17 protein-coding genes and 3 pseudogenes are annotated in these 21798 nt (G+C 58.5%); 6 read left to right on the forward strand and 14 right to left on the reverse strand.

Translation table 11 applies throughout. From position 1 onward, the window contains the following. Positions 1-77 precede the first annotated feature (77 nt). Positions 78-3629, forward strand: coding sequence for a calcium-binding protein (locus PYV00_RS11205; RefSeq protein WP_275228356.1), 3552 nt, complete (start codon positions 78-80; stop codon positions 3627-3629). Between the two features lie 31 nt (positions 3630-3660). Here PYV00_RS11205 and PYV00_RS11210 read toward each other — a convergent pair. The 4 genes and pseudogenes from PYV00_RS11210 to PYV00_RS11225 form a co-directional block, all read right to left on the reverse strand. Next, positions 3661-3852: pseudogene (locus PYV00_RS11210) on the reverse strand (transposase); the annotation flags it as partial. A gap of 47 nt (positions 3853-3899) precedes the next feature. Beyond that, positions 3900-4619, reverse strand: coding sequence for an acyltransferase (locus PYV00_RS11215; protein ID WP_275228357.1), 720 nt, complete (start codon positions 4617-4619; stop codon positions 3900-3902). Between the two features lie 74 nt (positions 4620-4693). Next, positions 4694-5548 carry a hypothetical protein gene (locus PYV00_RS11220; protein WP_275228358.1) on the reverse strand — a complete coding sequence of 285 codons (855 nt, stop codon included), beginning with the start codon at positions 5546-5548 and terminating at the stop codon, positions 4694-4696. A 179-nt stretch (positions 5549-5727) separates the two neighbouring features. Then, a complete protein-coding gene (locus tag PYV00_RS11225) occupies positions 5728-6486 on the reverse strand; it encodes a hypothetical protein (RefSeq protein ID WP_275228359.1) in 759 nt (252 codons plus the stop codon). A 377-nt stretch (positions 6487-6863) separates the two neighbouring features. Between PYV00_RS11225 and PYV00_RS11230 the strand changes: the two genes are divergently transcribed. Next, on the forward strand, positions 6864-8264 hold the full coding sequence (locus PYV00_RS11230) for a BNR repeat-containing protein (RefSeq protein ID WP_275228360.1): 1401 nt from the start codon (positions 6864-6866) through the stop codon (positions 8262-8264). Between the two features lie 96 nt (positions 8265-8360). Here the strand turns inward: PYV00_RS11230 and PYV00_RS11235 are convergent, their stop codons facing one another. The 9 genes from PYV00_RS11235 to PYV00_RS11275 all read right to left on the reverse strand — a co-directional run bounded on the left by PYV00_RS11235 (position 8361) and on the right by PYV00_RS11275 (position 18144). Then, positions 8361-9746 carry a hypothetical protein gene (locus PYV00_RS11235; RefSeq protein ID WP_275228361.1) on the reverse strand — a complete coding sequence of 462 codons (1386 nt, stop codon included), beginning with the start codon at positions 9744-9746 and terminating at the stop codon, positions 8361-8363. A 114-nt stretch (positions 9747-9860) separates the two neighbouring features. After that, positions 9861-11162: a polysaccharide biosynthesis C-terminal domain-containing protein gene (locus PYV00_RS11240; protein ID WP_275228362.1), complete on the reverse strand. Its 1302-nt coding sequence runs from the start codon at positions 11160-11162 to the stop codon at positions 9861-9863. Between the two features lie 6 nt (positions 11163-11168). Beyond that, positions 11169-12332, reverse strand: coding sequence for a glycosyltransferase family 4 protein (locus PYV00_RS11245; RefSeq protein WP_275228363.1), 1164 nt, complete (start codon positions 12330-12332; stop codon positions 11169-11171). A 70-nt stretch (positions 12333-12402) separates the two neighbouring features. Next, positions 12403-13503 carry a DUF1972 domain-containing protein gene (locus PYV00_RS11250; protein ID WP_275228364.1) on the reverse strand — a complete coding sequence of 367 codons (1101 nt, stop codon included), beginning with the start codon at positions 13501-13503 and terminating at the stop codon, positions 12403-12405. A gap of 68 nt (positions 13504-13571) precedes the next feature. Beyond that, a complete protein-coding gene (rfbB, locus tag PYV00_RS11255) occupies positions 13572-14642 on the reverse strand; it encodes a dTDP-glucose 4,6-dehydratase (RefSeq protein ID WP_275228365.1) in 1071 nt (356 codons plus the stop codon). Continuing rightward, complete coding sequence (gene rfbD, locus PYV00_RS11260; RefSeq protein WP_275228366.1) at positions 14635-15492, reverse strand: dTDP-4-dehydrorhamnose reductase; 858 nt, start codon at positions 15490-15492, stop codon at positions 14635-14637. The genes rfbB and rfbD overlap by 8 nt, the downstream gene beginning before the upstream one ends. Then, positions 15489-16034 (reverse strand): dTDP-4-dehydrorhamnose 3,5-epimerase, encoded by a 546-nt coding sequence (gene rfbC / locus PYV00_RS11265; RefSeq protein WP_275228367.1) that lies wholly within the window; start codon positions 16032-16034, stop codon positions 15489-15491. Before rfbC ends, rfbD begins: the two co-directional genes overlap by 4 nt. Then, the gene (gene rfbA / locus PYV00_RS11270) at positions 16025-16933 is read right to left on the reverse strand and encodes a glucose-1-phosphate thymidylyltransferase RfbA (protein WP_275228368.1); all 909 of its coding nucleotides are present in this window, start codon (positions 16931-16933) and stop codon (positions 16025-16027) included. The genes rfbC and rfbA overlap by 10 nt, the downstream gene beginning before the upstream one ends. 44 nt (positions 16934-16977) lie before the next feature. Then, complete coding sequence (locus tag PYV00_RS11275; protein WP_275228369.1) at positions 16978-18144, reverse strand: nucleotide sugar dehydrogenase; 1167 nt, start codon at positions 18142-18144, stop codon at positions 16978-16980. Between the two features lie 305 nt (positions 18145-18449). Between PYV00_RS11275 and PYV00_RS11280 the strand changes: the two are divergent. Continuing rightward, a pseudogene (locus tag PYV00_RS11280) lies at positions 18450-18539 on the forward strand (recombinase family protein); the annotation flags it as partial. Between the two features lie 234 nt (positions 18540-18773). Here the strand turns inward: PYV00_RS11280 and PYV00_RS11285 are convergent. After that, a complete protein-coding gene (locus tag PYV00_RS11285) occupies positions 18774-19853 on the reverse strand; it encodes an IS5 family transposase (protein WP_275228370.1) in 1080 nt (359 codons plus the stop codon). A 283-nt stretch (positions 19854-20136) separates the two neighbouring features. Between PYV00_RS11285 and PYV00_RS11290 the strand changes: the two genes are divergently transcribed. The 3 genes and pseudogenes from PYV00_RS11290 to PYV00_RS11300 form a co-directional block, all read left to right on the forward strand. Next, positions 20137-20919 carry a sulfite exporter TauE/SafE family protein gene (locus PYV00_RS11290; RefSeq protein ID WP_275228371.1) on the forward strand — a complete coding sequence of 261 codons (783 nt, stop codon included), beginning with the start codon at positions 20137-20139 and terminating at the stop codon, positions 20917-20919. A 159-nt stretch (positions 20920-21078) separates the two neighbouring features. Then, a complete protein-coding gene (locus PYV00_RS11295; protein ID WP_342803809.1) occupies positions 21079-21306 on the forward strand; it encodes a hypothetical protein in 228 nt (75 codons plus the stop codon). Positions 21307-21378: 72 nt separating this feature from the next. Next, positions 21379-21639: pseudogene (locus tag PYV00_RS11300) on the forward strand (transposase); the annotation flags it as partial. Positions 21640-21798 lie beyond the last annotated feature (159 nt).

A 21798-nucleotide genomic window follows, 5' to 3' on the forward strand; every position in this document is an offset into this window, starting at 1 on the left:
TCCCAGCTCGTCCGGGATCGGCAAATGTCATTGGGACGATCACTGTCTTCGACCAAGCCTCGGTCACCGCTGGTGAAGTGAAGTACGCGGTTTCGCTGGACGATCTGATCAAGCCGCCGCTCAGCGAGTTCGTACCACCCTACGGCAGTCCGATCTACTTGTTGCACTTACAGCCTTTCAATAATGCCGGCACGATCTGGAATTTTTCGACGAAATACAGCGCGACTGCCGTAAGGTTCGGGGTGATTACCAACGGCGGCTGGATCATTGCGGAATCAGTGATCCAGCCGGGAAACGCGGGTGTCAGTGATTTCTACGGCTCAGCCTTTGCCACTTTCGCTTTCGAACGCCTCACCAACACCGGAACCATTGTTGCTTACGCAGCAAGGGGCAACGCCTTTGCCGTGCAAACACAAGCAGCCAATGCGATCGTCGAAAACCGCGGCACAATTGCTGCGAAGGCCACCTATGGTGAAGACGAGAGCCAGTCAGGGGGAACTTACGCGCTTCGCCTTGAAAATGGCGGCAGAGTGACGAACGAAGCCAGCGGGATCATCTATGCGGAGGGGCCGCACGCACACGCCGTCGTTTTTGGGCGCGGTTCCCTTGATGGCGATTCGCTCCAACTTACCAATCACGGCCTGATCGAAGCGGTATCGACCGATGCAGCCATACCCTCGATAGGCATCCAGGCAGAAAACCTGTTCGTTGAGTTCTTTACTCTCGTCAACGACGGAACGATCCGCGCCGATATTGCCGTGTATGCCCCGTCCGATCCACCCGAAGTTTTCACCACCTCAAACCAGGACAATGCCCAAAGTGTACGCAACCTAGCAGGCGGCCGGATCGAGGGTGAGGTCGTCCTGTTCCGCGGCGACGATGTGATGGAGAACCGGGGAGCGATCGTCGGGGATGTACTCATGGGCGAAGGTGACGATCGCGTCGACAGCGAGGGCGGCACAATCGAAGGGCTCGTTGACCTCGGCTTCGGCAATGACGTCTACATCGGCGGCAGCGGCGCGGATATCGCGCGCGGCTCGGTCGGCGACGATCGCATGGAGGGGGGCGACGGGACCGATCTGCTGATCGGGGATGGCAATGACGACGTGCTGATCGGTGGTGCGGGCAACGACGGGCTTTATGGCTGGACCGGCGACGACAAACTCGTGACGCAAGCAGGCGACGTGGCCGAGGGCGGCACTGGCGACGACGTGATAGAAACTGGCGATTATGCATTCGCTCGCATCGACGGTGGCGATGGATTCGACACGTGGCGCTTGGCCGATGGCAGCCGCGATCTCGACCTGACCGAGATCGCGGCCAGTGGCCGGGTACTCAGCATCGAGGAACTCGCTCTCGGATCAGGCAAGGCGATTACGATCCGCGCCGACGATATCGCAACGCTCAGCGGAGGAGGCGATCATCTTATCGTATCGGAGGCAGCGGGCAGCAGCGTTCATCTGGCGGGTCTGTGGAAGATGGCGCAGGTCGTCTCCGTGAATGGACGTGACTATCGCGTCTATGCTCAAGGAGGCGTCAAGGTCGCAGTCGACACCGACGCTTCGGTTCTGCTGGACACGCCTGCGGCGGCCGGTGGTGGCCTTGATCCGGTCGGTGCGGGGACGGCGGCGCCCTTGCCCGGCGGCGTCGCCGGAACGGGGCTGAGCTTTGAGGTGCCACTCGACGCAGCGGCGCTGATGCGCCGGACGGTGATCGATCCCGACACCATCTTCGTGCGTACCGACGATACTGCCGTCATATTTTCGACCGATATTCCTCAGGGCAACTTCTCGCTCGAGAATTTCGGCGTCGTTTCGAGCGCGGCACCGAACCGTGCGCTGGCGCTGCTCAGCTATTCGCCTCTGATCCTGAACAACCATGGCTCGATCAAGGCGGTGACGGCCGGACATGAAGAGGCCATCGGGATCTGGGGTACGACTTTCTCAAGCATCGCCAACGATGGCCTTGTGTATGCCGAGGCCAACGCTGGCGATGCCTACGCTATCCTCGCGAACGCAGCGGTCGGCTTCGACGAATATACCTTGACCAATTCGGGCAGCATCGGTGCCTATTCGCAGGCCGGGTTTGCGGTCGCCATCCAGACCCGCAACCGGGGCAACGTGCTCAACGAAAAATTCGTCACGGCCCAAGGGGGGGACGGCGCCATCGGTATCGACTTCACCGAGCAGGGTCAAAGCACACTGACCAATACCGGCACGATTCTGGCCATCGCAGGAGAGGCCGCCAAGAACTATGCCATCGGCGTCACGCTTTGTGGCGGGACGCTGCGCAACGAAGGTATGATCTCCGCCGAAATAGCCGTGCTCATCACGGATGACGACAACCTAGGATTCAGCAGGATAGACAATTCCGGTCTGATCGATGGCGCGATCGTGCAGGCGGCCCGGGGCAGCCTGAACACGGTGTTCGGCCTTACGATTGACAACTCCGGGAACATCGACGGTTCGATCCTTCTGGACGCTAACACACCCAACGCCAACAGGATTACGAACAGCGGCGATATCCTGGGCGATGTCCTGCTCGGAGCGGGCAGGGACACATTTATCGGGACCGGCGGTTCGGTTGGCGGGATCATCTACGGCCTTGCCGGCAGCGATATTCTCACCGGCGGCAATGATGATACCGCAGGATTTCTCGGCTCGTCGAATGACTACGCGATCACGTTAAACGCCGATGGCAGGGTGTCCGTGATCGATCGCAATCTCGCCGACGGCGTCGACGAGGGGACCGACGTGCTGGCGGGCATGGCCGCGCTATTTTTCCAGGGTGACGCCAAGATGATGGAATTGCCAAGCCTGCCCCACGAACCGGCTCAGTTCCGGTTGCTGGCGCAGACCGGCCTTGTCGTTCAGATTGGCGGCAGCGGAGCCATGTTCGGCGGCGTAGGGTTCCAGGATGTCACCGTGCTCGAAGAACCCGGTGCAATCAGCTTCGACCCATCGTTCAACCGGGGCGGCGACATTGTCAGGCTGTTCGGCAACGCAGGAGCCTGGTTGGTGGGACGCAATGGCTCTAACGCCGTCCTCAGCGACGGCGATACCGTCGTTTACCTGCCTTTCGGAAAGAGCGCGATCCACGTCGTCTTTGATGATGGTGCGCGAAGCCTGTTTGTCGATAGCACAACCGGAGATGTCTTGATCGGTAAGCAGGCAATTACCACTACGCTGCTCGCGATTGATGCCGCGCCCGAGATCGGTCCATTGCCGAGCGGGGCTAATCCTGAAGCTTCGGGCGAACTAATCTTCGCTGCCAAAGGATCGGCGACGATTTCTGGCGATATTGCCGTGTTCGGGACCTCGAATGCCGAGGATCTCAAAGTGTTCAGTGGAGAGGTAACACTAGATCCTTCCTTCAACTTGGGCGACGATACTCTCGTATTCAACGTACCGCCTCAGGCGGTGACGGCGGCACTCTACGGTTCTTCGGTTATCCTCACCGGCGCAGAGTTCGCCGTGACCGTGCCGGTCGGTCCCATGGGCATGATGATCGAGTTCGCCGATGACGATCGCATGTTGGTCTATCAAGCCGAGACGGGGCGGGTTCTGATCGGAAGCCAGATTGTCGGGATTGATCCCGTTGGCTTGTCCGCTCTTCCGGCTGAATGGTGACCGCGATGTGGTTCGGCCAGTCAGATCAGGTGCCGCCGCGCTGTACGGACGCGCCGGTCGACCGTTCGCTTGGGACCAGGCCAAGATAGCCCATGAGCCGGCGAGGACTCTCGAATCGCGTCACGTCGCCCACTTCGGCGGCAAAGGTCACCGCGACGATCAGATCGACGCCACGCAGCGCCTGCAGGCTCCGCACGAGGGGCTCGAGCGACCAGTTCGGCAGGCCCTCACCGAAGGCGTACGGCGTTCACTGCGGCCTCGTGGTTGCGGTCATAGCGTGGGCATTGGACGCGATGCTTGATCAAATTCGTCCGCACGACCCAGTGTTTTGAGCACCCTCGCCGGGACCCCGCCGATCAGGGCATTGGGCGGAAATTCACCCGCAACGACGGCACCAGCCGCAACCACGGAATGGCTGCGGACAACGGTTCCGTCGAGAAAGGTGACCTTGGCGCCGACCCAAACATCGTCTTCGATGCGAATGCCCTGGCTGGTCACGCCCTGATCTTTGATCGGACGGGAGTTATCGGAAAAGATATGGTTCGATGCGTGGAATGAAACATACTGGCCCATGATAACCTTCGAGCCAATTTCCACGCCCCCCGATGCACCAATGTAGCCGAACTGGCCAATGCCCGAATAAGCTCCAATTTTGACACCTTTGCCGAGCTTGGTGAAATTGTTCGTAGCCGAAACAATGGTATAGGCGCCAATCCTAGAATGGTCGCCGATCTCAATTCTATCGATGGCATAGCTATTGATTTCGACGTTTTCCTCTAGCGTCACAAACTTGCCAAGGCGCAAGTTTCGCCCACGAATTCGCACACGTCGGTAGACGAACACCCCGCCCCAGCCACGCAAAATACCTCTTGCAAGCGCAACTCCTCGAGAGAGTAGTTCGCCGAGCACCAGCCCCGACGGGATATCCTCGGAGATGTAAACATCCTTTTTTGCCCAAGCGAGGGCGATGTTGATAATCGCTTTCAGCATGACGTGCTTTCCTGGAGGTCCGGTCCAACAAAGTGCATGGCTCAGGCAAGTGCCATGACCGAATTGCGTACTGGCTACCTATTTTTGTTCCAGCCAAAAAGAAAGGTCGCTGACCGCTGCTTGATGGCACGACTCAATGACATAGCGAGGGCATAGCCATATGCGGGTGCCATTGCTTTGCGCTGACTGCGCATCATGGTCAAGTAGGACCAGCGAAGATTGCGGAACCTGAAAATTTGTTGATCGAGAGTGAGTTCTTCCCGCAACGCCGAGCCATGATTGATTTCTTCGCTAAGAACCCAGTAAGACACGATCTTAGATCGGAACCTCAGAAAAAAGTCTGTGTCGATCAAGTATAGCCACAGTTTTTCATTGAACCACAAGTCGAACTGGAAAAACAGCGCGCGGCGCAATGCAAGGCCGCTTGTCACAACCGTCGCCTTTTCCGCCGAACGCAATCCTGGTTCGATTCCGGATAGAAGCTTGCCCCTTATCCGGCCGAATTGGCCGGGAGACACGATTTGGCCGTTCGCCACGACTTTTGGCGCAAAGAGGAGGATATCAGGTCGTGATCGCGAGGTCTCGTGCAAGGTTTCAAGATAGGTGGCGGGCAGGTCCGAATCCTGGTCTAGTAGCAGATAAATATCGGCAGGATTTGCCTTGATGACACGATTGTACAGTATCGAGAGAGGAGTGTTCTCAGGGGCATGCACGTATTCAACTGCCTGAAAGCAACCTTTCAGCCCCTCGAAAGTGGCGCTTTCATAAACGCTCTGCGGGCTATTGTCCCAGATCGTCATCGAAATGTTGGGAGCGCGCTCCGATTGCATGGCGAGCGCACGCAAAGTGGTACTCTCCTGCGCGGGTGTCTTGTAGAGTACGACCACGACATGCAACCAAGGAAGCTGGCCGGATTCAACCGTGTTCATCATTTTTCCGGATCGTTAGAGGGAGATGAAGGAACCGGCGCCCGTTGGCTGCGCCCACGGTGACTTTGGGGAAGCTCGGCACAATGGCTTGCGCGCCGCGATATGGCCGGCGCCATTACCCATGGACGCCTTGCGTCTTGTACTCTCATGTTCCGAACGCCTTCGAGGCGCGATCCCGATCAAGCAGAAACTTTCTCAGTGGCGTCCTTTAGGTCGAGGATGCTCTGTTCGACTTGGAATCCAAGGTCATCCACGAGGCCATTAACAATCTCCGAGCATCGCGCTCTGTCCGCTTGATTGTTTTTCGACTTGTTTTCTCTTGGCATGTTGATCGGAACGATCCGCCTGCCTATCCTGTTCTTGATCTTGTCCAGCTGGTCCAGCCTGTCGACAGTTTCATAAGTGCCGGGACCAAATACGAAATCTGCCAATTTCAGAGTCGCGTTGCTGTCCTTCGTGACGTCGATGACAAGAACATCTTCCGGAAAGTTTTTCAGATATGCAGCGGCGGCGGCATGATACTTGACGCGATTGGCAATCCATGCCCGCAGCACTTCCATTGTTCTGGTGGATTTCCACTGATCGTGAATCAGTACACCGGTGTCAGGCTCAACCCTGGTAGCGGCTGACCAACCCGCATGGATCATTTTCGAGACCATCCAGGGCCTTATCTCCCTGTATTGCAGGACGAACTTGCAGTCGGGATACAAATTACGAAGGCCGCGCAGGTCATGATTGCCCCCAAATTCATCATCCTCGGCGTAGTAGTGATTGCCACCATCGCTAAAGACGTCGTACTTATCCAGAAAATTCTTGAGCAAAGGCTTTCTCGACCACTGGAGCGTGTGGGATGACTTCAATCTCATCGCCTTGGCAAACGCATGGATCGACGTTGTGCCCGCCTTGTGCATCCCGACACAAAAAATCTTACCTGTCATGATCTCTCCGTTTCCGGCGCTGCCACTAGAAAATCGAGGGAACCCACCATCATCTGCCGTTCGGGGAATGATAGTGTCAATAGGCATTCCAACCCACCGGGCACGGATGTCCGGCGGGCGCGATTACCGGTGCGCCGGACGGCTCGGCCGACACCCGCGCAGCGCCGGTCAGGCCGGCCAAACCGTCCGCCACGATCAATAGTTGATGACATTCCCAGCGGAGATGCGCAGATCCAATCGGATATCACCGTGGAACCATAATCGAATCCCGTCATTTACAGGCAGGGTTCATGTTGGAGTGTCATACTGATATCACCCTGCTTTGTGAGTTTGAAAAACCACAAGGCACTACGGGCGTATAAGGCGCGCACACCAATATGGACATCTTGAGCGGGTTTCGTAGCAAATGCGGCGTTGTCATCACACTCTCCGCTTTTGGCATATCGGCCACGAGTGATATTGCCTCCGCCCAGAGAGTTGCCTGCTGGGAACCCGACGAACAGTCTTGCGGCGCTCCCGGATGCTTCGATGTCGGATTAGCCTGGTCCGGGCAGCCGGTTGGGTTCGCCCTGCTCGAAAACGGTTCGAGCCAGATCGTCGCCTACTACAATGACAAGCGCCAATTGGTCGTTACCCGCAACGACGGTGAGGGCTTTAATGACCGGACCGTTTTGCCAACGAGAGTCGGCTGGGACAGCCACAACCGAATCGTAATGGCCATCGGCCCTTCGGGGCGTCTCCATGTGTCTGGCAACATGCACTCCACTAAGGTGAACTATTTCGAGTCGGATGGCCCCGACATGATCCAGAGTCTTCGGCCGCTCGCCATAGGCGAAGGTAACCTATTTGCCAGCGGCACATACCCTGAGTTCTACAAAAACAGACATGGCGACCTGTTCTATCTGTTCAGGACTGGCGTGGCGTCGGACGGCGCTTACAACCTGCTCGCCTATGACCCGGCAAGCCGACACTGGAACAGTCAGACAGATGGACCGTTTCTGGATTTCAGAGGCGCGGGAAGCCCCTATATCCTTGGCCCCTATCAGGACAGTAATGGCCTGTACCACATCGCCTGGACGATACGGGCCAAACGGGGGGCCGAGAACAACCGCGACATCTTCTATGCCCGCAGCACCGACCTTGCCCGCTGGACCGACAGCAAGGGCAATCCCCTTCCAATCCCCATCAGGCTCGACATGGGCGAAAAAGTCGTGGACTCGCCGGTGGGAAGCGGGATCGTTAACGGTAACATTCGGATGGCGTTCGACAACCAGGACCGTCCCGTGATCGTCTTCGGCAAGTATACAGCGAAAGACACTCTGGGAATCTTCGTCAGCAGGTTGGAGGATGGCCGTTGGCGCACCGTACAAGCGAAGGATCTTGGCGTTCTCTGGAAGATCAGCGGAGGAGGATCGGTTAGCAAGGAACTGCGGATCCAGGCCACTAAGAGGGCGGCCGATGGAGAACTTGTGGCACGCTATGTCCTGAGGCAACAGAGCTACCAGTGCATGATTTCGAACAAGGACCTGACACTGCAGGACTGCTTGCACAACCAGTCAAGTCTTCCGCGGGGTTTGATGCAGGTTTCGAAGAACAGGGCCGGAATGACCGTCCAAGTGGCGCTGGCTTCCACGGGGCAGTCCCCGCGCTACCTTTTGCGCTGGGAGACATTACCTTATAATCGCGACAAGCCCCGCAACGTCGCCCCCCCTCCTTCCAAGCTACAACTGTTTGACTTGAAGTACGCCAAGATCTGCCACCCTGCGACCAGCGGCTGAGAATCTGCGGCCGTTCCTTCCCAGCCTTGTCCGAGGCGGTGGATGGGCTCGACGACCAGGCGTCGCCCTTCGCTCTGCGTCAGCCGCACGATCAAATCAGGACGCCGCGCGCAATGGCTCGGAATTCGCGCTTTTGACAGTGTCCGGAAGACTACGCCCGATCTTGGTGGTGCGCGCCGGCCTTCGCTCGGGGTCCCTGATCGCGGCAAATAGCAGAAGGAACAGCATTGCGCAGCCGCTTCCGCCGATGAAGTAATGCACGCCGAACGCGAACCACGCCGAAGCCATCGCCATCACCGCACCCATCCGCAGGGCGTAGTCATCGGTCCTGGGGCGCGAGGCCATCAGGGACTGGGCCGCCTTCCTGTGGACGGTGAAAAGGACATACCAGAACAGCAGCGCTGAGGCCCCCAATGCGCCAATCGAGGAAAGGTACATTGAGTCCTTGAAGTTCGTGGCAAGATTGGTCGTAGCGCCAAATCCCCATCCTTGGGGCCGGAACGTCACCAGCGTTTCCAAGAATTGGCCGATGCGGCCATTCACCGAGGCGTCGAACAGCGAAGGGGCAACCGCGACCAGGCCCAGAAACATGACCACGAGGGTGATCGAAATGAGCACCTGCTGGGCTGCCTTGCGAATTCCGAGCAGTCTGTAGAGGCACAGCATGCCCATCGAGACGGCGAAAATCGAATAGGCAACGCGTGTCCGGGAAAGTTCGGTCCCGACGACGCAGGCGATAACCGCGACGAACGAATAGATTCGATATTTTAGGCTGCGGAAGAACAAGGCGCCGCAAAGCGCCGGAACGAGAATGAGACCGCAAAAGATGCTGTAATCAACCGCAGAGATCAGGAATCCGGCAGCACGAAGATGCCCGCCGCGAACAACCTGGTAGGTCACGAATCGGTCGGCGAGCCCACCGCTCACCTTGGTGTTGAAGATGAAATCGAAATACCAGATGCTGGCGGGATCGCCGTTGAAGGTGATGCTGAGATAGGCGGAATAAGCCGCCATGGCGATCGCCAGCGTAAAGATCACCATGAGCATCCGGATCGGTTCCCTGCCCTGGAAGGCACCGTTCGCATAGAGGGCTAGGGGCAGGAAGAGCGGCAGGACGTACGTGCGAGCATTCGCGATAACGCCGAAGAGACTGCCGCGCATGAGCCCGAACACGATACCCTGCAACGTTATGAAGACCATAATAGCCACTAGCCGCCAGAACCACGTAGGCATTTCCGGGATTCTTGGCGAGTGCCCGAACCAGATTGCATAAGCGATGAAGCCGACAAGGACGAACAGATCCGGCCAGCTGCTGAAAGCAAGCAGCAGCGCACTTGGTATTGTCCCCCTAACGGGGACCAGGATAAAGTCATTCAGCACCAGCAGCATCACCGAGGTGTAGAGCATCGGCTTGCTGCGACCAAGAAGCGCGGAGATGCTGGAGAAGGCTAACGCAGCCAGCATGACAAACAGCATGATCATCGACGGAGTTGTCATGGGCGCAGTTCTCTAGCAGGCATGGATTCTGAGTTCTTCGTTCTCGTCACGCAACGGCCCGGCCAAGGGCGTGGCGCTCGCGCGAGGGCCGTCCACCTTTCATGTCAGAAAGGACCTAATACCGACTCTAATCCCGAGGCGACGATTTAGTCTTATAGCCAGCAATAGGTTCCACGCTATCAATCCAAGCGTTACAGACATGGCGGCGCCTACCGCACCAAAATGGGGGATAAGAAGCACAGCGGAAATTGAAGTAAACGCGGCGGCAATAGCCTGCCCCGCCAATGTATCCTTTTCGTGGCCGGCCATTGTCAGGAACGTGCCGGCAGAACCGCAAGTCGCCCCGAAGATATTGCCAAATGTTATGATTATCATTGGCCAAAATGAGAGAATTATGTACCTTTCTCCAAACAGTACTTCTAAAATAAAATCTCCAAGTACTCCCAGTAGGAGAGCGATCATAACAGCTGAAAAAAAGGATATTTTTGCGGAATTTGTATATAGTTTTTGAAGCTCTGATCTGTTCTCGATCCCTGCGCGAGCCAAAATGCTTACATGAGGGGCAAGAATGATATTTGCGATCATAACAGGAAATCCAACGAGTTGAGCAGCGCTCTGCGCCACCCTCAATCCCGCTACCTCCGTCGAAGTGCTGAGCCAGCCAAGAAAGAGAATGCCGACCTCGTTGTTGAAAGCGCTGGCGGCAATCATCAGTGAGAATGGCACCATGGCTGCAAGCCATTTGCGATCCTCAAAGCTTGCAGTCGTTCCCCGGACCTGCGCTGGTGCGTAGCGGCGTGCCAGGATTAGGCCGAAAGCCGAGCACAGCGCGGCTGCCAGCACTTGGAGGCAGAGCGCAACATTTAAGTCGAACGCATTGGGAAGCGTAAAATAGAACGCCGCTGTAAAGCAAAGAGCAAGAAACGGCATAAGAAATAAATTCGAGAGTTGAGCTGCAAAGGGTTTCCTCATGCCCTGCAACACGCCGGCTAAGATGGCGATGAGGCCTATCAGCGATGCAAGGGAGAGGACGCAGGCGGCGGTGAGGATGAGTTTAGTCGTCTTTTCTCCGGCAAAAAAGATAAGATACCCCGCGCCCGCAAGGAACAGTATAGCGCTTGCGAACAGGTACCATTGGGTGGACCGTCTAAACACGCCATGCAGGAGGTTCCAGTCTTGCGAACTGATGGCGCTGGCCGTTTCGCGCAGGACTAGCTGCAACAGCCCCATGCCGAGTGGAATAGCGAGGATCTTTGCGAGCGAGAGATAATAGGAATAGTCGCCGAAGTCTCTGGCCCCCAAGGTCCGTGCTAGAAAGACCGATGTCAGCAGGGTCACCGGGAGTGAGCCGAATTTCAGGGCGGCAACGCCAAGAGAATTTGAAAGCATCGAGCGTTTCATTGAAGTCTATGTCTCCATAACTCGGCCCAGGAAGTCGCAAACCCGTTCGGTCATGATGTTTGAGGAGAAACGCTGTTCGAAGTCATGCAATGCCGTAAGGGCCATTGCCCGCAGCCGCGTGGGGCACGCAAGTGCTTGCCGGATGGCCTCGGCCAGCAAAGCCGCATCATTGGGCTTGAACAGCCAGCCCGTCTTGGCATCCCGGACGATTTCCAGAAGCCCGCCGTGCGCCGCCGCGATCACCGGACGTGCGTGGGACATGGCCTCGATGGCGACCCGGCCGAACGGTTCGGGCAGCCGAGAGGGCACGACGCAAACATCCGACCACAGATAGACTTCGGCCGGGTCGTCCTTGAACGGCTCAAGCGAGACGTTGCGTGACAGGCCGGCCTTGTCGATCTGACGCTGCAGGGCATCGACGGGGCCCTGAACATTGAGGAAGGTACTGCCCACGATTCGCACGGACACCCGCTTCTGGTCTTCCGGTAGCAATGCCGCCACCCCTTCGATCAGCAGGTTCTGCCCCTTCCAATCGCTGATCCGCCCCAGCATGGCGAGCTTCAGCGGCCGCTCAGGCGTGAAGACCGCCGGAATTTCGGGCTGGGCCGGACGGTCGATCGGAGCAACGCCATTGTGGATCACGGTCTGGATCTGATCGACCGGAAGCGCGAACGCGTCGGCCGTGGCCTGCGAATTGTAGATGATTTTCGCGCGCGAGAAACGTACGAGCCGCTGGACAACCAGCATAGCCTTGGCCTTGGGAATCTCACGGACGTGAATCACCGACTTGTGCGGAGGAAGCCTTGCCGCGATCATATAGTCGGCAATCACGGTGGTGTTAATGTAGACAAGATCAGCGCGATTGATCTCGCGTTTGGCGGCCATGAGGTAATAAGGAAGGCCGATCGTTCCTTTGAACAGGGTCGAGACCGCATTCGCCAAACGCAGTACGCACAGATCCTGCACGGTCACTTCGTTTGCCACTTTTTCGAGCAGCATTCGCAGGGGGCCATCGACCGCGAGGATGACGCGAATGCGCGCGTCGGGCCAACCTTCCCGAATCGCTTCGACAATCTGTAGAAAGCTGCGGTCTGAACCGTATAGCTCGCCACCCTGATGAACGCACAGGATGCGCTTGGGTCCCGCGCTTGCCATCGTATCCGGGCTCATGGCAAGCGGTATTGCAACGAAAGCCTCGCGGCCCGTTCACGCCAACGCGCGGCGCACGACCTGGCAATCCTCACAAGCGGCACCGTTCGATCAGTGCCATATAGTCGGCCAGAATCCGGGGCCAAGAGAATGCCGCTTCCCAGCGCATGCGGGCGGCAGTACGCAGAGCGGTGCCTGCCTCGGGCACAGTAATTAAGCGCTCGATCTGCTGTTCGCATTCATCCTCATCCAAGAAAAAGTATCCTGCGTCGCCGGCAACCCAGCGGTTGAAAGGATTGTCATGAGCGATCACGGCATTGCCGGCACCCAGGGCCTCGACCAGCGAGGGATTAGTCCCGCCGACCTGGTGGCCGTGAATATAAGCAAGGCTGTAAAGCCGCAAGGCATGGAGCGTCGGCTTGTCGTAGATGGCGCCGGGGAAGACGACCTCGTCGCTCGCCGCGTCGAGCACCGAGAGATGGTAGGCATGCGCCCGATCGTACTTGCCCAGCACGACGAGCTTCATGCCCCTGGGTTTGCGTGAGAAGGCCCGGACGATTTCACGCAGTGAATTCTCGGGTTCGGGCCGGGCGATGACCGTGAAGAACTTATCCGGTCTGATCCCGAAACGGTCGAGCAGAGCGGCGTCGGCCGTATCTATATGGTCGCTGCCGTAGGGGATCATTTCGATCTTGCCGGCAGGCACGTGGCTGGAATGGTGGCGGACAATCTCTGGATGGTCGGCAATTAAGACATTGCCCGAGGCCGCCGCCATGCGCTCGTTCAGCCAGAGATAGATCTGCTGCGCCTTGGTGTACTTATCGCGCCTCCACTCTATCCCGTCCATGTTGATGAGATTGAAGGCCCCGCGCATACGTGCATAAACCGAGAGGAAACCGGTGTTGTAGCCGAGGGTGAGCAGAATCGCGTCCTGTTTTACGGCATCAAGAGTCGACTTGATGTCGAACTCGATCGTCCCGATCGCGTTCTCGAGCTTGACCGGGACGTGGATGCGGCGGCACCCTTTCCATAAGTCCTCATACCACTTGCCGGCATCGCTTCCCTGGCAATAGACTGTGACTTTCCAACCATGCTGGACCATCCATGGCGCAAGATGTTCCGCGAAGCTTTCAAACCCGCCATGAGCTGCGGGAACACCGCGAATTCCAAGTATGATAAGATGCTTTTGCAAGGACTTTCCTACCAGTCAGGCGATGCGTTCGATTGCGCCCTCGTCACGGTCCGCGCGGTGCGTCGAGATCAGCGTGTGATGGAAGCTCGTTCGAGCAGTGGCTGCCACCAGTTTTCCCGTGCAAGGAACCAAGCCAAGGTTTCGGCGAAGCCCTGTGGAAAGTCACGCGCCGGCGCGTAGCCCAGTTCGGTGCGGGCCTTGGTTTCGTCGATGGCATAGCGGCGGTCGTGGCCCTTCCGATCGGTGACGTAGGTCTTAAGCTCCGCGCTAGGGCGACCCTGCGCGGCCGGTGCGTCGGGGAAGCGTTTGGCGAGTGATGGATCCGCAGCAAACGCCTTGTCCACCGAACGACAGATCTCCTCGATCACCGTCAAATTCGGCAGTTCCTGACCACCGCCGATGTTGTAGACCTCGCCCGGCTGGCCTTTGCGCAGGCAAGCTTCGATACCGCGGCAATGATCCTCGACATGCAGCCAATCGCGTACGTTCATACCGTCACCATAAATCGGCAGGGGCTTGCCGCTCAAGGCATTGAGCGTGAACAGCGGGATCAGTTTTTCGGGAAACTGGAAGGGTCCGTAGTTGTTCGAGCAGTTGCTGGTGGTCGTCTCGAGCCCATAGGTGTGGTGATAGGCGCGCACCAGATGATCGCTACCGGCCTTGGATGCCGAGTACGGCGAATTGGGCGCGTAGGGCGTGGTTTCGCTGAAGGCGGGGTCATTAGGCCCCAGCGATCCATAAACCTCATCGGTGGACACGTGGTGGAACCGGTGGGGCTTACCGCTGCCTTCATCGAGCCAGGCCTTTTTGGCCGCCTTCAGGAGGCTGTGGGTGCCAATCACGTTCGTAGTGACAAAGGCATCCGGGCCTGTGATCGAGCGGTCGACATGGCTTTCGGCCGCAAAGTGGACGATCGTGTCGATCTGATGGTCGGCAATGAGGGACGACACCAGCTCAGTGTCACAAATATCTCCTTCGACCAGCAACACGTCGTCCAGCCCATCTAGGTTGTGGCGGTTGCCGGCATAGGTGAGCAAGTCGAGAACCACGATTTGGTCGTCAGGCGCAACCTTGCGACGGTAATGGACGAAGTTGGCGCCAATGAACCCTGCGCCTCCGGTGACAATCAAGTTAGCCATGAGTTTTGATCTCAATCATCATCTTGCGAAGGTTTTCGCGCCAGTGCGAGGTTGGTCCACCCAAGACCGCGAAGGTCGACGCCTTGTCCAGCACCGAATAGTGCGGTCGTTCGGCGGGCGTGGAGTATTCCACCGCGTTGATCGGGATCACCGGAACCGCCCTGTCTAGCAGGCCCGCCGCCAGCGCCTCTTCCTGGATCGCCACGGCAAAGTCATACCAGCTGCAGGCGCCGGCATCGGTGTAGTGGTAGATACCCTTGGCACCCTTCGCCGCCATCGTCCACAGAGCAGCCGCCAAGCCCGGCGCGTAAGTCGGAGTACCGATTTGGTCGGCGACCACGCGCACTTCGGACCGCTCAGCCATGAGACGCAGCATCGTGCGCACGAAGTTGCCCCCAGTGGGGGCATAGACCCAAGCCGTGCGCACGATTAACGCGTCCTCGCCTGCCGCTTTCTCACCGGCTAGCTTGGTACGTCCGTAGGCGCCGATCGGTGCGGTGGGGGCATCTGGCGAATAGGGTACGCCCGAGCGGCCGTCGAACACGAAGTCGGTCGAGACGTGGACGAACTGCGCACCCACGCCACGCGCAGCCTCGGCTAGGTAGCCAACCGCGGTAGCATTGACCGCGAACGCAGCCTCTTCCTCGCTCTCAGCCTTGTCTACCGCAGTGTAAGCCGCCGCGTTGAAGACGATATCGGGGTGAACTTCGCTCACCACAGCCGTGATCGCTTCGGCATCGGTGATGTCGAGCGTGTCGATATCGTGACTAACGATGCTCGCCTCGTCCGGCGCCGTGCGCGAGAGGCCCTTGCCGAGCTGGCCGTTGGCGCCGACAATCAGAACCTTCACGCGAAAGCCTCGACATCCTGCAGGGGCCTGCCGACCTTATCCTTGGCGGAGAGCTGCGGCTCGATGCCATCAAGTGGCCACTCGATACCGACTGTCGGATCGTTCCACATTAGCGAGTGTTCGTTAGCCGGATCGTAGAAGGCCGTGCACTTGTAGAGAAAGTCAGTGCCATCCTCCAAGCTGACGAAACCGTGCGCGAAGCCTGGCGGAACCCAGAACATCCGCTTGTTCTCGGCTGACAGCTCCACCCCAACCCAGCGACCATATGTGGGCGAGCCGGCACGAAGGTCCACCGCCACATCCCATGCGCGCCCGGCAACGACACGGACGAGCTTTCCCTGTGGATTGGGCTGCTGATAGTGCAGGCCCCGCAGCACGCCGCGTGCGGAACGGCTGTGGTTATCCTGAACGAAATCCAGATCCAGGCCAAGCTGCGCGAAAGTGTGCCGGTTCCAACTCTCCAGAAAGAAGCCGCGTTCGTCGCCGAACACACGTGGCTCTACGATCAGCAGGCCTTCGATCTCAGTCGGGGTCAATTCCATGTCGAGATCCCATTCTCAAGCACGGCTTCTCGATTCTCGAGCAGATTAAGAAGATAAGCGCCGTAGCCGCTCTTCACCAAAGGAGCTGCGATCACTTCAAGCTGCGCATCATCGATGAAGCCATTGCGCCAGGCGATCTCCTCGGGGCAGGCAATCTTCAAGCCTTGCCTTTCCTCAATAATCCTCACGTAGTTGCCCGCATCAAGCAACGAACCGTGTGTGCCAGTGTCGAGCCAAGCATAGCCGCGGCCCATGATCTCCACGGAAAGCTGGCCGCGTTCCAGATAGAGCCGGTTCAGGTCGGTGATCTCGAGCTCGCCGCGCTCACTAGGCTTTAGATCGGAGGCAAGATCAACAACTTGCCCATCGTAAAAGTAGAGCCCTGTGACGGCATAGTTGGACTTGGGATGGGCCGGCTTCTCTTCGATGATTTCCGCCCGTCCCTGCGCGTCGAATGAGACCACACCATAGGCCTTGGGGTCGTTGACGTAGTAGCCAAATACGGTGGCGCCGCTCTCTCGCGCATCGGCACGGTCGAGGAGTTGAGGAAGGCCGTGGCCATAGAAGATGTTATCGCCAAGGATAAGTGCAGAAGGCTGACTGCCCACGAAATCAGCGCCGATGTGAAAAGCTTGTGCAAGCCCTGCCGGCTCTGGCTGTACAGCGTACTGCAACTGGACGCCGAAGCTGCTTCCGTCACCCAACACCGCTTGGAAGGCGGCCTGGTCATGGGGAGTCGTAATGACCAGAACTTCTCTGATGCCGGCCAGCATGAGCACCGATAGCGGATAGTAGATCATCGGCTTGTCATAGACAGGCATAAGCTGTTTCGACACACCGCGGGTCAGCGGATATAAGCGAGTTCCAGACCCACCGGCAAGGATTATTCCTTTTCTCACTTTACCCCCTTAGTCTTGATCGCAGTATTCGAACATAACAGAGATCAATCTGACCCGAACAAGTCACGGGTGAAGACCTTGTCTTTTATATCCTCGATCTCGGTCGTCATGCGGTTGGCGACGATGACATCGCTCGCCTCTTTGAACTCGGCAAGATCGCGGATCACGCGCGAGCCGAAGAACTCGTCTCCCTGCATGGCCGGTTCATAGACGACGACCTCAATGCCTTTGGCCTTGATCCGCTTCATGATGCCTTGGATCGAGGACTGGCGGAAATTGTCCGATCCTGCCTTCATTACCAGGCGGAAGACCCCGACTTTGCGTGGCCGCCGGGCAATGATCTGGTCGGCGAGGAAGTCCTTGCGGGTGCGGTTGGCGTCGACGATCGCGCGGATCAGGTTTTGGGGGACCTCGGAATAGTTGGCCAGCAGCTGCTTGGTGTCCTTTGGCAGGCAGTAGCCGCCATAGCCGAAGCTGGGGTTGTTGTAGTGTTGGCCGATGCGGGGGTCGAGGCCGATGCCAAGGATGATCTGGCGCGAGTCCATCCCGTGCGCGATCGCGTAGCTGTCGAGCTCGTTGAAGAAGGCGATGCGCATCGCGAGGTATGTGTTGGCGAAAAGCTTGATGGCTTCCGCCTCGCTCGGATCGGTGAAGAGGATCTCGACATCCTTCTTCTCCGCTCCTTCCAGCAGCAGATCGGCGAAGATCCGCGCCCGCTCTGATTGCTCGCCGACGATGATGCGCGACGGATGGAGATTGTCGTAGAGCGCGCGGCCCTCGCGCAGGAACTCGGGGCTGAAGATCACTTGGTGGGTGCCGAGGCGCCGGCGCACATCCTCGACGAAGCCCACGGGGATCGTCGATTTGATGACGATCGTGGCCTGCGGGTTGGCGGCCTTGGCGGTATCGATCACCGCCTCAACCGAAGACGTGTCGAACTTGTTGGTGTCGGCGTCGTAATTGGTCGGGGTGGCGACGATCACGTAGTCGGCACCTGCGAGCGCCGCCTGCGGATCGGTGGCAGCGGTGAGGTTCAGCGGCCGAGTGGCGAGGAACTCCTCCAGCTCGGCATCGACGATCGGCGACTTGCGCGCATTGAGCAGGTCGACCCGCTCCTGGGCAATGTCGACCGCCGCCACCTCGTTGTGCTGGGCCAACAGCACGGCATTGGAAAGCCCCACGTAGCCGAGGCCGAAAACCGCAATCTTCATTCGCGTATCCCGCACCGCCTCACAGTGTAATGACACAGCCTTGCACCATGCTGCAACTGCACACTGAAGGCTATACGAGGTTCCTCCCGTTGCGAACAGTGCTTATGTTCTGTGAACGGAGTCAGAGCTGTCACAGGCTCGTTTAATCTCCTTCACCGAAGGAGCGGACGCCAAGCCCAGCTGTCTGAGATACCAAGGTTTTCCGGACCACGACACAATGTCCAGAAATTCAAGCTTGCTCAACGGCATGTCGGACAACTAGATTCTCGGACGCAAATTCGGACAAAGGGCCCAACAGGACGGCACTGATCGGCTATGCGCGCGTCTCTTCCGCCGACCAGACCACCGCGCTCCAGCACGACGCGTTGCAGGCGGCGGGGTGCGAGCGGGCTATCCGACCGACACTTTTCATCAGCGATGTGGATGTACTTTTCGGCTGAGCGCAAATGAGGTATTTCACGTAATGCCCCCTGATAGACAGCTGGGCACCCGCAAAAACCGCGTAATTTGGAGCGGTCCGTCCGATGAGGACTTTGCCCGACGTTGCGCGACCATAATGGCGCGTTGTTGGTCTCCTTTCGGCGGTATTTCGGGCAGTGTGACCCGATTTCGCCGGATGGCAGGCAGAGTCATCCCATGCTTGCCCGGCGTTCGTGGAAGATCAGCCGGTTGAAGTTATAGGCCAAGTTGCAAAGGGTGAGCTTCGCTTCGGCCCTGGCCAGGCCGATGGTGCGGATGAACAGCCCGAAGCGGATCTTCTGATGCGCGAAGACATGTTCGACATGAGCCCGGATCGAGGACTTTGCTGCGTTGGCCCGCGCGGTTACCTTCGTCATGGGCTTGCCCTTGGGTTTGCGGCGGTGGATGCGGGATGTGAGCATCTGGTCCGACAGCCACTTCTCGTTTCGCCTGGAGCGATAGGCGCTGTCGGCCCAGACCTCGGAGCCGGTATTGTCCGTGCTGACGACCTGCCGGAGCATACGCCCGTCCGCGGCCGATGCTGACGTCACCGCCATCTCCCGGATGAAGCCATAACGCCGGTCAATGCTGATATGCGATTTGTAGCCGAACACTGGCAGGGCAATCATGGGCAATGGCGTGCCATCCGCGCGATATCGGACCTTGCCACCGATCTTGAGCGTCCAGCGCGCATCGGTATCCTTCTGCGCCGCCTTGTTCGGCTCGTCGGGCCAGATCTCCTTCGCACTCATGCCCGACTTGATCGCGTCGCGCTCACCCTCGGTATTGCGCTGCTTGGGCGCAGGCACCAGCGAGGCATCCACGATCTGCCCCGACATCGGGATGTAGCCCTTCTTCTGCAATTGCCAATCGAAGGCCTTCATGACCCGCTTGAGCGTGCCGGTCTCGGTCAGGCGGTTGCGAAAATGCCGGATCGTGTTCTCGTCCGGCGTCCGGTCCCCGAGCGACAGCCCCAGAAAACGCAGCCGACTCAACCGGTCCCGGATCATGAACTCCATCCACGCATCCGAGAGGTTGTGCTGCGCCTGCAGGATCAAGGCTTTGAACATCATCACCGGATCGAACGGCGGCCGCCCGCCCTTGGCACCATCGCCGTAGCCGAGCCCCTCCACGAGCCAGGCACGGAAATACTCGAAGTCCACAGTCTGCTGCAAAACCTCGAGCGGATCGCCCTCCTTGCTCAACATCTGAAGGTGTTCGCTCAAACTGAACAGGGACTTGGGATCCATGACCGGCCTCCATGATCGCTCCCGATCAGTGAATCATCATAGCCATCCCAACGCTACAGGTTTTTGCGGGTGCCCAGCTCATTCGATGCTCTCGTAAGAAGGCATGCCGTAAGTCGTCCCGAACGCAAAGCGAATTGCTTTCGGGCTGCGATGGGTTCAATTAGAGTCCCGGATTCCGTTCGCCGGAGGCAATTTTGGTCACGTTACCGATTGGCTATTCTGTGTTTCAAAATCACTGTTCCCGCCTCACTGGGGCCTCCGCTCGGGCAAAAACGTAACCTAGATGGAATTTCCCTATGTCTTGTCCGGCGCGGCGGTCGGCTTCCTTGTAGGCTTGACGGGCGTGGGCGGCGGATCGCTGATGGCGCCGCTGCTGATCATCCTGTTCAACTTCACCCCGGCGAAAGCCATCGGCACGGACTTGTGGTTCGCGGCGATCACCAAGATGGTGGGCGGCACGCTGCACGGCCAGATCGGTTCTCCCGACTGGCAGGTCGTGCGCCGGCTGGCGCTGGGCAGCGTGCCGGCGGCGGTCATCACCCTGTTGTGGCTGGGGTTTTACTACGGCGGGCGGCTGGAAGCCGATCTGCTCATGCGGCTGCTTGGTGTGGCGCTGCTGGTCGTCGCCTGCATCACTCCGATGAAAGAGCGCCTGAGCATCCCCCTGCGCCGCTTTCGCGCGCAGGCGGGGCCGCAATTCCGCTCGCACCAGCTCATCCTCACGGTTGTCAGTGGCGCGCTGATCGGCTGCCTGGTGACGATCACCTCGGTCGGCGCGGGGGCGCTGGTGGCGGTCTTCCTGATGCTGGTCTATCCGCTCAGGATGAATGCCAAGACCCTGGTCGGCACCGACATCCTCCACGCGATTCCACTCGCTCTGGTCGCGGCGATCGGCCACTCGTGGCTCGGCAATGTCGACTGGACCTTGCTGGGCAATCTCCTGATCGGATCGATTCCGGGCGTGATCCTCGGATCGCTGGCGACCGGCAAGGTCGAGGATCACTGGATTCGGAACTGTCTTGCGGTGATGCTCGCCATCTCCGGGCTTAAGATGCTGCTGGGTTAACCGCTTTTCGCATTTGCGGCCCGAATTACTAGGATTTCTCCGAGCAAAGTCGGCCCGGTACGTGCTTTCCTCATTGTGAATTACCCAAGTCTCGAATTTTGCGTTACCATTCCCGAATGACCGGCTCGGTCAAACCTCCATCCGCCCCCCTTTCTTTGGGTGCTTTGCCTCACCGCCATCTTCATTGCGGTGGGCTCGTACGGTCTGCTTTCGCCAGCCACGCTCTACTTCGACGAACTGCACTATATTCCGGCAGCGCGTTCGCTGTTGCACCTCGCCCCTGCCAACCTGGAGCATCCGTTGGTGGGTAAGGAAATCCTTGCGGCGTCTATTGCCTTGCTTGGCGATCGCCCGCTGGCCTGGCGGTTGCCGCCTCTAGATGTTTGATTGAATAGCCTCTTGAATAGCCCCTAGATTTCTGGACGCCTTCGATCCTAATTTTGAGGACAGGAGGCGATGATGGGGAAGCCCAATTTCAGCGATGAGTTCAAGCGTGATGCGGTGGCCCAGATCACCGAGCGAGGGTATCCGGTAGCCGAGGTCTCGCAACGGCTCGGGGTCAGCCAGCACTCGCTGTATTCGTGGAAGCGGCAGTTGGCGAGGCAGGTGTCCGGCGATGCCGGCAAGGATGCGGAGATCCGTCAGCTGAAGCGTGAACTGGCCCGGGTGACCGAGGAGCGCGACATTCTAAAACGTATGGCCCGCCCCGTCGGCAAGGGGTAAATTCTAGATGGCATGATGGGTCTGCATCAACGTATCCGGTCTCAAGGCTGAAGCCTTGGCCAAGATGGATATCCGCGCAGTCTGGTCCTCATAAACGCCCCGGTACCGAGCACCACATTTAGAACCAGGTTTCCAGGCTGCCGGTACGACCTGTTA

This window comes from Novosphingobium album (ex Liu et al. 2023), assembly GCF_029076845.1.
In the GTDB taxonomy this organism is placed as follows: domain Bacteria; phylum Pseudomonadota; class Alphaproteobacteria; order Sphingomonadales; family Sphingomonadaceae; genus Novosphingobium.

Coding starts and splice junctions, on each gene's coding strand:
- PYV00_RS11240 (WP_275228362.1), bottom strand. CDS start 11,162: ATGAAACGCTCGATGCTTTCAAATTCTCTTGGCGTTGCCGCCCTGAAA.
- PYV00_RS11290 (WP_275228371.1), top strand. CDS start 20,137: ATGGAATTTCCCTATGTCTTGTCCGGCGCGGCGGTCGGCTTCCTTGTA.
- PYV00_RS11245 (WP_275228363.1), bottom strand. CDS start 12,332: ATGAGCCCGGATACGATGGCAAGCGCGGGACCCAAGCGCATCCTGTGC.
- PYV00_RS11275 (WP_275228369.1), bottom strand. CDS start 18,144: ATGAAGATTGCGGTTTTCGGCCTCGGCTACGTGGGGCTTTCCAATGCC.
- PYV00_RS11220 (WP_275228358.1), bottom strand. CDS start 5,548: ATGAACACGGTTGAATCCGGCCAGCTTCCTTGGTTGCATGTCGTGGTC.
- PYV00_RS11225 (WP_275228359.1), bottom strand. CDS start 6,486: ATGACAGGTAAGATTTTTTGTGTCGGGATGCACAAGGCGGGCACAACG.
- PYV00_RS11285 (WP_275228370.1), bottom strand. CDS start 19,853: ATGGATCCCAAGTCCCTGTTCAGTTTGAGCGAACACCTTCAGATGTTG.
- rfbC (WP_275228367.1), bottom strand. CDS start 16,034: ATGGAATTGACCCCGACTGAGATCGAAGGCCTGCTGATCGTAGAGCCA.
- PYV00_RS11215 (WP_275228357.1), bottom strand. CDS start 4,619: ATGCTGAAAGCGATTATCAACATCGCCCTCGCTTGGGCAAAAAAGGAT.
- PYV00_RS11235 (WP_275228361.1), bottom strand. CDS start 9,746: ATGATCATGCTGTTTGTCATGCTGGCTGCGTTAGCCTTCTCCAGCATC.
- rfbB (WP_275228365.1), bottom strand. CDS start 14,642: ATGGCTAACTTGATTGTCACCGGAGGCGCAGGGTTCATTGGCGCCAAC.
- PYV00_RS11230 (WP_275228360.1), top strand. CDS start 6,864: ATGGACATCTTGAGCGGGTTTCGTAGCAAATGCGGCGTTGTCATCACA.